Source organism: Sphingobium sp. LF-16 (genome assembly GCF_003711185.1).
Taxonomy (GTDB): domain Bacteria; phylum Pseudomonadota; class Alphaproteobacteria; order Sphingomonadales; family Sphingomonadaceae; genus Sphingobium; species Sphingobium yanoikuyae_A.
Window position 1 is genome coordinate 2,730,581 of sequence record NZ_CP029335.1, and the last position, 11,270, is coordinate 2,741,850.

The following is an 11,270-nucleotide window of genomic DNA, read 5'->3' on the forward strand; positions in this document are numbered from 1 at the left end:
CCCTTCTATATCCGGGTGCCCGACATGAGCTGCCCCAGATCGCTTCCCGCGGGCCGCTGGAACAGGCGCAGCCCGAATTCGGGCAGGATCGCGATCAGATGGTCGAAAATATCGGCCTGTATGCCTTCATATTCGGCCCAGACGATGCTGTTGGCGAAGGCGTAGATTTCCAGCGGCAGTCCATGTTCGCTGGGCGCCAGTTGGCGCACCAACAGGGTCTGGTCGGGCCGGATATTGGGATGCGCGCGCAGATAGGCCAGCACATAGGCGCGAAAGGTGCCGATATTGGTCAAGCGCCGGCCATCCAGCCTGTTGTCCGCCGCATGGTCCCCATTCCAGCGTGACAGGTCATGCTGCTTGTCATGCAGATAGGTTCGGAGCAGGCCGAAGCGTGCGACGGCATCAAACCCTGCCTCATCGAGAAAGCCGACACTGTTCTGGTCGATCACCAGCGCCCGCATGATCCGGCGGCCGCCCGATTCCTGCATCCCGCGCCAGTTGCGAAAACTCTCGCTGATCAGCCTGTGCGTCGGGATGGTGGTGATGGTGCGATCGAAATTCTGGACCTTCACCGTATGCAGCGCGATATCGATAACATCGCCATTGGCGTCGAGCTGCGGCATCTCGATCCAGTCGCCGACCCGGATCATGTCGTTGGAGCCGATCTGGACGGATGCGACCAGCGACAGGATCGTGTCCTTGAACACCAGCATCAGCACGGCCGCCATCGCCCCCAGCCCCGACAATAGCAGCAAGGGCGACTGGTCCATTAGCGCCGCGATCATCAGGATGCTCGCCGCGCCATAGACCAGCAGCTTGGCCACCTGCACATAGCCCTTGATCGGCCGGTTCGCGGCATCGGGGCGGCGCTGATACAGGTCGTTGCCGAGCGTCAGCAGGCCGCTCAAGGCGATGGCCAGCGTCAGGATGATGAAGGCGGCGCACAGGCTGGCGATGAAGCCGGCGAGCCTGACCGGCAGATGCGGGACGGCGGCGACGCCCGACTGGATGATGAGCGCCGGCACGATGTTGGACAGGCGCGCGACGACGGCACCAATATGCGCGGCCTCGACCCGGAACGGCAGATGATCGATCAGTCGCAGCAACAGGGTCAGGACGATACGCTTGGCCACCCAGTTGGCCGCCCAGGCGAATGCGCCAAGCAGCAGCAATCCCGTCATGGCCTGCAACCAGACATTCTCAACATAGCCGCGGGTCAGGATCTGGAGGCTGTCCGACGCGATATAGAGCTGGCTGATCATGCTGCACGCTCCCGTGTAAACGGATCGTCATGGAGCGACTGGCCTGCCGTTTCCGGCATGAAGCGGAGCGCAATCAGGCCGATGATGCAGGCCGCCATCATGTAGAAGGCCGGCATGAGTTCATTGCCGGTCGCGCCGATCAGCGCGCTGCCGATCGCCGGCGCCGTGCCGCCGAACAGCGAGGTCGACAGATTATAGGCGATCGCGAAGCCGGCGAAGCGTGCGATGGTGGGGAACAGCGCCGGGAAGGTCGCCGAAATCGTCGCCAGTTGCGGCACATAGAGCAGGCCGAGCAGGACGAAGCCGATGATCGCGCCGGCCAGGCCCGTCGCCATCAGCATGTAGAGCGGCACCACCGCGACCAGCAGGCCAATGAGCGACAGCCGCCACATCGGCCGCCGCCCGATCCGATCGGACATATGGCCGGCGATCGGCAGGAAGACCATCATGAAGAGCATGCCGATGATCGGCACCACCAGCGCCTCGTCCGGGGACAGGCCGATGCGGCGCTGCAAATAGGTCGGCATGTAGCTGAGCAGCGTATAGTTGACGACGTTGAGCGCCACGACCAGCCCGCCCACGACCAGCATCGGCCGCTTATGGTCGCGCAGCAGCCGGGAAAGGGACGGCGATCCGCTGCCTTCGGCCGCCTGCTCGCGGAAGACCGGCGTGTCCTCCATCCGCGACCGCAGATACATGCCGATGAGGCCCATGGGCGCGGCCACCAGGAAGGGAATGCGCCATCCCCAGGCGTGCATGACTGCGTCCCCCAGCAGCAGCGAAAAGCCGAGCATCAGCGCCGCACCGAAGGAGAATCCGGCAAGCGTGCCGAACTCCAGGAAACTGCCATAGAAGCCGCGTCGGGCGTCGGGCGCATATTCAGCCATGAAGGTCGCGGCGCCGCCATATTCGCCGCCAGTGGAAAATCCCTGCACCATGCGCAGGATGATGAGCAGCGCAGGCGCCGCCCAGCCAATCTGCGCATAGGAGGGGATGAGGCCGACGGCCAGTGTCGCGCCCGACATCAGCAATATGGTCAGCGCGAGCACCGACTTGCGCCCTAGACGGTCACCCAGCGGTCCCCAGAACAGGCCACCCAATGGCCGGACGAGGAAGGAAATGGCAAAGGTCGCCAGCGCGAACAGAATGGCATCGTCCACCTCGCCGGGAAAGAGCGCGGCGGAAATATAGGTCACGCCATAGGCATAGATGCCATAGTCGAACCATTCGGTGGCATTGCCCAGCGCCGACGCGGCGATGGCCCGGCGCAGGGTGGCCTTGTCGGCCTGCACCGGGACAGCAGGGCTGGCAGGAACGGCGGAAGCGGTCATTCAGTCTGTCCGTCTACGGTATTGGGATCGAGCAGCGAGGCCACCGGCGTGGTGCGCGGCACGATCTGGAAGTCCTGCTGGTCGGGCACCGGCACGGGCGGGGTCGCCGTCTGGCGCCAGAGGCCGAAGGCCAGCGTCGCGCCGGCACACAGGGCAATGAACAGAAAGAGGCCGCTCGTCGGCGCCAGGCTCATCAGCAGCGCAGCGCCGAGCGGACCGATCGCCGCGCCGACCGAATAGAGCAGCACCAGCCGCCCGCTCGCCGCGACCCGCTCGGTCGCCAGCAGCCGGTCGTTGCAGTGGGCGACGCAGAGCGGATAGAGGGCGAAACTGAGGCCGCCGAACAGGGCGCCAAGCGCCAGCAGCAGCGGGCCGCCCGACACCAGCATCGCCAGCGCCGTGCAGACAGCCAGCGTCGCGGCAAAGCAGCCGACGATCACCCGGCGCCGGTCGAGCCGGTCCGACAGGCGCCCCAGCGGCCATTGCAGCGCGACGCCACCCAGGATGACGATCATCATGAAACTGGCGGTCGCGCCAAGATCCAGCCCCAGCCGGCGCACATGCACCGCCGCCATGCCATAGAAGGCGCCCAGCATCAGCCCGGTCGCAACCGAGCCGACCGTGCCGAGCGGCGAGGCGGCATAAAGGGCGCGGATGGTGAAGGCTTGGGCATCGACCGGCGCGGGCGCGCTGCTGCGCGTCAGGCAGAGCGGGATGATGGCCAGGGAAATGAGAATGGAGGCGATCTGGAATGGCACCGCCGGCAACGCACCGCTGGCGCCCAGCAGCAATTGCCCGACCGCCTGCCCTGAATAAAGCGCGACCATATAGGCGGCGAGCACGCTGCCGCGCGTTTCCGCCTCCGCCCGGTCGTTGAGCCAGCTTTCCAGACAGATGAACACGCCCGCCACGCAGATGCCGTCGATCAGGCGCAGGCAGGCCCAGAAGAGCGGATATTGGACCAGTGCATAGGCCAATGTGCTGGCCGACAGCAGCGAGACGAAGGCGGCGAAGGCGCGGATATGCCCCACCTGTCGCACGATCGCCCCGGCGCGCAACGCGCCCACCACAAGTCCGCCGAAATAGGCGGTGGCGACCGCACCGATCGCCATCGTGCCTGCCCCTGCCCGCTCCAGCCGCAGGCCGATCAGCGTGGACAGGAAGCCGCTGCCCGCCATCAGCATGAAGATGGCGAGCAGCAGACTGCGGACGGGGTGGATCGCGGCGAACATGGGGGACAATCGGGTGCGGATCAGGCCGCGCGCCGATCCTCCGCCGGTTCCGCCCCGTCCTCCACCAGGGCGCGGTGCAGCGCGCCCACGGCGGTCTCATAATGATCGACATCGACGATGAACTGGACGTCGACATTGCGGATCTGGTGCTGCATCGCGACGATCGGCACATGGGCATCGGCCAGCGCCTGCAGGGCATCGGGCACCAGCCCCGGCCGGGATATGTCGCTGCCGATGACCGACACGATCGCCACCGGCTGGGCCGATATGGCAGCGTCGGGATAGCGCGCCTGCAAATCCGCGATCACCCGCTTGACCGTCGCCGCATCCGCGGACAGATAATGGGTGATGGTGTTAGCGTTCGACGCCTTGCTGACGATCCAGGCGCCATGGCGGGCCAGCGCGTCCAATATCGCCGCGTCATAGCCTTTCACGCCGACCATATCCTGCTCGAAGAACTGAAGCGCCTGCGCATGGCGCACGCCGGTGACGATCTCGACGCGCGGCGTGTCGGACACATAGGCGCCGCAGATCAGCGTCCCGCCATCTTCCCGGTCGAATGTGTTGCGCACCCGCAGTGGAATGTCGGTCTGGCGCAGCCCCCGGCCGGCGCCGGGATGGATCGCCTCCATCCCCAGATTGGCAAGCTGGTCCGCCACATCATAATTGGTGCGGCCGATCTTGCGCGCCTTGTCCGTCCCCACCAGGCGCGGGTCGGCGCTCGACAGGTGAAACTCCTTGTGGATGATCGCCTCGCGCGCCTTGGTCAGCACGGCGATGCGTGAAAAGGTCATTTCCGAATAGCCACGGGCATAGAGGCGCACCATGCCCTCGCTGCATCCGGCATAGCCGGTGACGATCGGCAGGGTGGTGGAAAGGTCGATCGGCGCGAACGCCTGGCCGATCCGGTCGTCCAGTTCGCGCATGTCCTGCTGGTCCCACAGGGTCAGGTCGACAAACTGCGCATTGACGCCCCGGTCGCGGAGCAGCAGCGCGGTCGAATGCGCGCTATGCGCTTCGCCGAGACCCGCCAGCAGTTCGCGCACCGTTACCAGTTGTTCCTTGACGCAGAAGCGACCATGGCTGCGCAGCCGCGCCAGATCGTCGAGACAGGCGGCGACCGCATCGATCCGCATGTCGACAAAGGCATTGGCCTCCGCCAGCCGGTCGGCGCGGACGAACATCGTCGCATTGCGCTCCCGCATGGCGCGGCGCACCGTCTCCATCGCCTGGCGCCAGCCATCCGCATCCTCGTCCGCCACGAAGCGGGCATAGACACCCGGTTCGCCGCTTTTCTTGTGCTCCAGCAGCAGGTCGGTCATGCCGGCATAGGCCGACACGACGAAGATGCGATGATAGAGATCCGCGCCCTTGCGGCCGGCGATCAGCACATTGTCGAACAATGTCGCGGTCGCGGCCATGGATGTGCCGCCGATCTTCTCGACGCTATGCAGGCTGCTCATGCCAGCGCCTCCTGCATCAGGGGGCCGGTGACCGGAGCGATCAGTTCCGGTTCGCCGCGCGCAGCGATGAAGGCGGGGCGCGGCCGGTCGACACCAAAGGGCGCCTCCAGCCGGTTGGACACCGCATTATAGACCAGGAAGGCATTGGCGCGCGGGAAGGGCGTGATGTTGCCGTTCGACCCGTGCATGATGTTGCAGTCGAAGATCACCACCGATCCGGGCTTGCCGGTCGGCGCGACGATGCCATGATGATGCGCCAGTTCGGCCAGGCTATCCTCGTCGGGAACGCCATATTCCTGGCGCTTGAGCGACTGGCGATAATGGTCCTCGGGCGTCTCGCCGACGCAGGTCAGATATTGGCGATGCGATCCGGGGATCAGCATCAGCGGGCCGTTATGCGGCGTGTTTTCCGCCAGCAGCACCGACATGGACAGCGCGCGCATGCGCGGCATGCCATCCTCCACATGCCAGGTCTCGAAATCGCTGTGCCAGTAGAATTCCTTGCCCTGGAAACCGGGTTTATAGTTGAGCCGTGACTGGTGGATATAGACATCGTCACCCAGCAGGAAGCGGGCCACGCCGGCCAGGCGACTGTCCGCCGCCAGCCGCTCGATCACCCGGCTCTGGGCATGGATGCGGAAGATGGAACGAACTTCCTTGCCGCCCGGTTCGGTGATCACCGTTTCGGCTTCCAGCGCATCGGGATCGGCCAGCAGCTTGCGGGCCTCGTGCTGGAGGAAGGCGACTTCCGCGTCGGAGAAAATGTCTTCCAGCACGAGATAGCCGTCGCGGTCGAAGGCATCGGCCTGGTCGCGGCTGATCGGCGCGCCTGCGCTCCAGTCGGCATGGACGACCGGATCGTGGCGCGGCAGGAATTCCGCCATGTCGGCATGGCGGGACGGGTAGAGGTCTTTCATGGGACTCCCCCTTTTTCAATCTAAGATAATAAGGGCGTGGCTGGCTCGGGCAGCCCCCAAGCCAGAGCTTGATCCGTTCATACTGAATCGGATCAAGCTCCAATTTTCGTTGTTGTCCGCATTTTCCGAGTCAGCAGATGTGGCCATCTGCTTTGAAAATGCTGGAGCGTCACGCATCAGTCGGCCAGCGCAGGCTCGCGCGCGGCGCTGATATCGGCGGGATAGGCGCCATTCTCGTCATGCACTTCCTTGCCGGTGACCGGCGGATTGAAGGTGCAGGCGCACAATATGTCGGTTTCCGGCCGCACGATATGCTGGTCATGGGCATTGAGCGCATACATAACGCCGGGCGCCAGCTGATGGGTGATGCCCGTGCCCAGATCCTCGATCGTGCCCGTGCCCTTGAGCACCAGCACCGCCTCCAGATGGTTCTGGTAGTGCATGTGCAATTCCTCGCCCGCGTACATGGTAGTGACGTGGAAGGAAAAGCCCATATTGTCGTCCTTCAGCAGAAGGCGGGCACTTTCCCAGCCCTTGGACTTCACATTGCGGTCGGACTTGCGGATGTCCTGAAGCTTGCGAACGATCATGTCTGAAATCTCCTCTTATTCTGCGGCGACGCCATAGGTGACGGTCAGCGCGGACCGGATGCTCTCCTCGAGAATGTCGAGGCCGGCCGACAGCACGGCGTCCTCGATCACGAGGGGCGCCAGTATCTTGACGATCTCGTCATGCGCGCCGCTGGTTTCGATGATGAGCCCCTGCGCAAAGCAGGCGGCGGTGATGGTCTGAGCGACTTCGCCCGATCCGACGTCGATGCCGCGCATCATGCCGCGGCCGCGCGTCGACAGGCCATGTTCGGCCGCCATCGCGTCCAGCCGCCGTTCCAGCAGCGCGCCGCGACGGGCGATATCCTGTTCGAACTGCGCATCGCCCCAGAAATGGCGCAGCGCGGCGGTGGCGGTGACGAAGGCATGGTTATTGCCCCGGAAGGTGCCATTATGTTCGCCCGGCGCCCATTGATCCAGTTCCGGACGGAACAGGGTGAGCGCGAAGGGCAGGCCCATACCCGACAGCGACTTCGCCATGGTGACGATGTCGGGGGTGAAGCCCATGCCTTCGAAGCTGAAGAAATTGCCGGTGCGGCCACAGCCGGCCTGGATGTCGTCGACGATCATCAGCGCGCCATGGCGCCTGGCGATCTCGGCGATCCGGCGCAGCCATTGCGGCGAGGCGGCATTGAGGCCACCTTCCCCCTGCACCGTCTCCACCAGGATGGCGGCCGGCGCATCAAGGCCGCTCGACGGATCGGACAGGCGCCGTTCCAGCAGGTCGGCGGTATCGACATCGGGACCATGATAGCCGTCATAGGGTTCATGGGCGACATGGCTGAGCGGCACGCCCGCGCCGCCGCGCTTGGCGGCATTGCCGGTGCAGGCGAGCGCGCCCAGCGTCATGCCGTGGAAACCGTTGGTGAAGGCGATCACCAGTTCGCGACCCGTTATCTTGCGCGCCAGCTTGATCGCGGCTTCGACCGCATTGGTGCCGGTCGGCCCGGTGAACATGGCGCGATAATCAAGCCCGCGGGGACGCAGGATCACATCCTCCAGCGTGGCAAGGAAGTCGGCCTTGGCATCGGTGTGCAGGTCGAGGCCATGGGTGATGCCGTCGCCGGCAATATAGTCGACCAGCGCGGCCTTCAGGACCGGGTGGTTGTGGCCATAATTGAGCGTGGAGCAGCCCGACAGGAAGTCGAGATAGCGGCCGCCCTGATTGTCGTGCATCCACACGCCTTCCGCGCGGTTGAACTGGCGCGGCATGGCGCGGGCATAGCTGCGCACGGCGGACTCGCGCCGCTCATAAATGGCCGTGTCGGGCATGGCACTGGTGGGTTTGGGCTGGGTCGTGACGGTCATGCTTTTCAATCTCTCTCAACTCTGTGCCAGGGTCGGCAGCGGGCCGATGCGCGCCTGCCATTCGGTGGCGTGGGCGCCGGCAAAATGGGCCTGTTCTTCAAAGCGGGCGGTCTTTTCGATCCGAACGCCCCACCGCCGCGCCAGCCCCTGGAACAGGGCCCAGGAGGCGCGATTATCGTCGGTGATGGTCGTCGTCAGATGGGTGACGCCGGCCTGCGCGGGCCGGGCCAGCAGCGCCTCGATCATGCGCCCGGCAAGGCGCTGGCCACGCGCGGCGGACGACACCGCGACCTGCCACACGAAAAGATTGTCGGGCGCTGCCGGCGGGCGATAGCCCGATACCCAGCCGACCACCGCACCGCCGCGCTCGGCGACGATGCAGTTGTCGGCAAAGTCCGTGCATTGCAGCAGGTTGCAATAGGCCGAATTGGGATCAAGCGGCGGACAGGCCGCGATCAATCCGCTGATGGCTGGCCCGTCCGTGGCGACGGGCTTGCGTAAGACGATGTCCTGCCCCTCGCCCGATCGAGAGCGCGCAGAAGCCCGTGGCGGCGAAGCAGCCGCTGTAGCTTGGGAATCGAAGATTGTTCATCTCCCGAATTATATTTTACTCGGAGAAGCAGATTCTCCGGCGAGACGGGCGGTTATATGCCGATCATCAGCGCCATCTTCAACCCCAAAGCCGAAATTATATTTCACATGATGAAGTATATGGTGAGGAACTTTTGGGCCCGTTGGCGCTTTGCGGGACTTCGCGCTATGCGCCTTCCCATGGATTCCGAAATCGCCTCCCTGACCCTGCGCGCGCTGCGCCGCGTCCTTCGCGCGACCGAAATCGGCAGCCGTCAGCTGGCGACGACGACCGGGCTCACCCCCTCACAATTGCTGGTGCTGCGGGAAATCGACACGCGCCTGTCCGTCACCCCCTCCGCCGTGGCGCAGGCGTTGCAATTCAGCCAGGCGACGATCACCGCGATCGTCGACCGGCTGGTCGCGCTCGGCTTCGTCCAGCGCCAGCGCGGCGAACGCGACAAGCGCCAGATCCACCTGACCCTGCTACCCGCCGGTCGTGATGCCCTGGCCGACGCCCCCGACCCACTGCAGAAGCGCTTCACCGATCGCTTCGACGCCCTGCCAAGCTGGGAACAGGCCATGATCCTCGCCGCAACAGAAAGGCTGGCGATGCTGATGGACGCAGATTCGATCGACGCCGCACCGCTGCTCGACAGCGGCCGGATCGACCGGTCCGAGCCGCTTTGACGCCCCACTGCGCTCCGCCGTCAGCGTCTCCCCCTCATGGTCTATGCATAGATTCCCTATTCCACGCATCGTCTGCCCTTCGGCCGCCGGTCAGGAATCGCTGTCAGTTGCCGCTTCGATCCGTTAGGAGGGCGCGATGAACGGGGTTATTTGCATGTTGCGCCATTCCGGCCGCACCTTCCTGATTGCGGGATCGATGGCCATCGGCACTGCTGCGCCTGCGCAGCAGGCCGCGCATGGCTCGCTGCTGGTCGGCGCGGTGGTCGTGCAGCCCTGCCGCATTTCCAGCGACCAGGCTGCTGGAAATTGCGGACAATATCATTATCGCATGGTGAAATCGTCCAGCGACAACGGAACAGTCGTCTCCCTTCGCAGCGGCAATATGGATCACAGCCGGCAGGACGACATCCTGTCCTATGAATTCTGACGGACCGATCCGTTATCTTGCGACGAAGGCGATTTACGCAAAATATTGGTAAAGCCGCCTTTTGCCCAAAAGCGCGTTATTAACCGACATTGACGATACTCCCTCCATCAAAGCTTGAGGTGTTGGAGGACACATGTTTCGTTTCAAACTGGCCGCATCCCTCGCAGCCGCGGCCCTGCTCACGGGTCTTGCAGGCACGGCCCAGGCAGCCACCACCACCACGACCTTCCCGGTTACCGCAACCGTGATCAAGGCCTGCGTCGTGTCGGCCACGGCGCTGGCGTTCGGCAATTATGACCCGACCGCGACCGGGCCAACCGACGCCACCTCCACCCTGTCGGTTCTCTGCACGGTCGGCACCACCTACACGGTCGGCCTGACCGCGGGCACGGCATCGGGGGCGACCGTGACCACGCGCAAGATGTCGAGCGGAAGCAATCTGCTGAGCTATGCGCTGTATCAGGATTCGGCGCATACGACGAACTGGGGCAACACGCCTGCGACCGACACCGCCGCCGCGACGGCGCCGGTCGGCACCAATGCCCTGACCGTCTATGGCCGGATCACGGCCGGCCAGAATGTCCCGATCGGTTCCTATAGCGACACCATCACCGTCAACGTCGTCTATTGATCGATCCGGAGCGAGGCGGCCATGCCCAAGATGTTCGCACGACGCGCGGCAGCGGCCCTGCTCGCCCTGGCACAGCCAACCACCGCCTGGGCCGCGACGCTGAAAATCTATCCGGTCCTGGTCGCGCTTGACGACAAGACCCCGGTCGAGACGATGACGATCGAAAATAGCGGCGATGCGCCGGCCCGCATGCAGGTGCGGGTCGTGGCATGGCGGCAGGATAATGGGCAGGATCTGTTCGAGGAAACACGCGACATCCTGGCCAATCCGCCGCTGTTCGAAATAGCCGCAGGCGGGCAGCAGATTGCGCGCTTCGGCCTGCGCACGGCCGCCACACCGACCGAGAAAAGCTATCGCGTCTTCCTGGAGGAAATCCCGACCGATCGCCCGACCGCCGCTGGCGAGATCCGCACATTGCTGCGCGTCAGCATCCCCATATTCGTGACCGCGCCCGGTGCGCAGGCATCCCTGGCGTGGCAGCTAACCGCCACCAATGACAGGCAGCTCACGCTGACCGCACGCAATGAAGGCAGCGCGCATGTTCACCTCAATCGCCTTGACCTGAAGCGGGCCGACGGCACCGCATTGGCGACGAGGCAGGAATCGATCTACATCCTTCCCGGCGCGACACGCAGCTTCCTGTTCGACATGCAACGACCGGTGGGCGGCGGAGAGAAGCTGACGCTGGAGGCGGCCACCGGCCAGCGCAGCCTGACCGCAGAGCTCGTCCTCCAGTCGGCATCCCATGCCGGTGGGACGCGCTAGCACCCTTCTTGTCCTGCCCTGCGTCGTGGCCAGTTGCGGCATTGCCAGCGCGCAGGACAGCGCGCC

The 11,270-nt window shown here is 64.8% G+C and carries 12 protein-coding genes; 4 read left to right on the top strand and 8 right to left on the bottom strand.

What is annotated here, in order from left to right:
• Positions 1-5: 5 nt before the first annotated feature.
• The 8 genes from DIZ22_RS12830 to ectA form a co-directional block, all read right to left on the bottom strand.
• A complete protein-coding gene (locus tag DIZ22_RS12830) occupies positions 6-1,262 on the bottom strand; it encodes a mechanosensitive ion channel family protein (protein ID WP_122928246.1) in 1,257 nt (418 codons plus the stop codon).
• Entirely contained in the window at positions 1,259-2,593 is a 1,335-nt protein-coding gene (locus tag DIZ22_RS12835) for an MFS transporter (RefSeq protein WP_122928247.1), read from the bottom strand. The genes DIZ22_RS12830 and DIZ22_RS12835 overlap by 4 nt, the downstream gene beginning before the upstream one ends.
• Positions 2,590-3,825, bottom strand: a complete 1,236-nt coding sequence (locus DIZ22_RS12840) for an MFS transporter (protein ID WP_097384403.1) — start codon at positions 3,823-3,825, stop codon at positions 2,590-2,592. The genes DIZ22_RS12835 and DIZ22_RS12840 overlap by 4 nt, the downstream gene beginning before the upstream one ends.
• A 20-nt stretch (positions 3,826-3,845) precedes the next feature.
• Entirely contained in the window at positions 3,846-5,288 is a 1,443-nt protein-coding gene (locus tag DIZ22_RS12845; protein ID WP_048938480.1) for an aspartate kinase, read from the bottom strand.
• Positions 5,285-6,205 (bottom strand): ectoine hydroxylase, encoded by a 921-nt coding sequence (gene thpD / locus DIZ22_RS12850; RefSeq protein WP_048938479.1) that lies wholly within the window; start codon positions 6,203-6,205, stop codon positions 5,285-5,287. Before thpD ends, DIZ22_RS12845 begins: the two co-directional genes overlap by 4 nt.
• Positions 6,206-6,381: 176 nt before the next feature.
• On the bottom strand, positions 6,382-6,795 hold the full coding sequence (locus tag DIZ22_RS12855) for an ectoine synthase (RefSeq protein ID WP_004208301.1): 414 nt from the start codon (positions 6,793-6,795) through the stop codon (positions 6,382-6,384).
• Positions 6,796-6,810: 15 nt separating this feature from the next.
• Positions 6,811-8,121: a diaminobutyrate--2-oxoglutarate transaminase gene (ectB, locus tag DIZ22_RS12860; protein WP_048938478.1), complete on the bottom strand. Its 1,311-nt coding sequence runs from the start codon at positions 8,119-8,121 to the stop codon at positions 6,811-6,813.
• Positions 8,122-8,136: 15 nt separating this feature from the next.
• Positions 8,137-8,628 (bottom strand): diaminobutyrate acetyltransferase, encoded by a 492-nt coding sequence (gene ectA / locus DIZ22_RS12865; RefSeq protein ID WP_080993638.1) that lies wholly within the window; start codon positions 8,626-8,628, stop codon positions 8,137-8,139.
• Positions 8,629-8,769: 141 nt separating this feature from the next.
• Here ectA and DIZ22_RS12870 point away from each other — a divergent pair, with 141 nt between their 5' ends.
• The 4 genes from DIZ22_RS12870 (at position 8,770) to DIZ22_RS12885 (ending at position 11,204) form a co-directional block, all read left to right on the top strand.
• Positions 8,770-9,381: a MarR family transcriptional regulator gene (locus DIZ22_RS12870; RefSeq protein ID WP_122928248.1), complete on the top strand. Its 612-nt coding sequence runs from the start codon at positions 8,770-8,772 to the stop codon at positions 9,379-9,381.
• A 154-nt stretch (positions 9,382-9,535) separates the two neighbouring features.
• The gene (locus DIZ22_RS12875) at positions 9,536-9,808 is read left to right on the top strand and encodes a hypothetical protein (RefSeq protein WP_048938475.1); all 273 of its coding nucleotides are present in this window, start codon (positions 9,536-9,538) and stop codon (positions 9,806-9,808) included.
• Between the two features lie 133 nt (positions 9,809-9,941).
• The gene (locus tag DIZ22_RS12880) at positions 9,942-10,439 is read left to right on the top strand and encodes a spore coat U domain-containing protein (protein ID WP_004208307.1); all 498 of its coding nucleotides are present in this window, start codon (positions 9,942-9,944) and stop codon (positions 10,437-10,439) included.
• A gap of 21 nt (positions 10,440-10,460) precedes the next feature.
• Entirely contained in the window at positions 10,461-11,204 is a 744-nt protein-coding gene (locus tag DIZ22_RS12885; RefSeq protein ID WP_048938474.1) for a fimbria/pilus periplasmic chaperone, read from the top strand.
• Positions 11,205-11,270: the final 66 nt, after the last annotated feature.

Bases quoted from the DNA above. Each gene is read 5' to 3' on its own strand.
- thpD (WP_048938479.1), bottom strand. From the start codon at position 6,205: ATGAAAGACCTCTACCCGTCCCGCCATGCCGACATGGCGGAATTCCTG.
- DIZ22_RS12845 (WP_048938480.1), bottom strand. From the start codon at position 5,288: ATGAGCAGCCTGCATAGCGTCGAGAAGATCGGCGGCACATCCATGGCC.
- DIZ22_RS12875 (WP_048938475.1), top strand. From the start codon at position 9,536: ATGTTGCGCCATTCCGGCCGCACCTTCCTGATTGCGGGATCGATGGCC.
- DIZ22_RS12830 (WP_122928246.1), bottom strand. From the start codon at position 1,262: ATGATCAGCCAGCTCTATATCGCGTCGGACAGCCTCCAGATCCTGACC.
- DIZ22_RS12835 (WP_122928247.1), bottom strand. From the start codon at position 2,593: ATGACCGCTTCCGCCGTTCCTGCCAGCCCTGCTGTCCCGGTGCAGGCC.
- DIZ22_RS12880 (WP_004208307.1), top strand. From the start codon at position 9,942: ATGTTTCGTTTCAAACTGGCCGCATCCCTCGCAGCCGCGGCCCTGCTC.
- DIZ22_RS12870 (WP_122928248.1), top strand. From the start codon at position 8,770: ATGCCGATCATCAGCGCCATCTTCAACCCCAAAGCCGAAATTATATTT.
- DIZ22_RS12885 (WP_048938474.1), top strand. From the start codon at position 10,461: ATGCCCAAGATGTTCGCACGACGCGCGGCAGCGGCCCTGCTCGCCCTG.
- DIZ22_RS12855 (WP_004208301.1), bottom strand. From the start codon at position 6,795: ATGATCGTTCGCAAGCTTCAGGACATCCGCAAGTCCGACCGCAATGTG.
- DIZ22_RS12840 (WP_097384403.1), bottom strand. From the start codon at position 3,825: ATGTTCGCCGCGATCCACCCCGTCCGCAGTCTGCTGCTCGCCATCTTC.
- ectB (WP_048938478.1), bottom strand. From the start codon at position 8,121: ATGACCGTCACGACCCAGCCCAAACCCACCAGTGCCATGCCCGACACG.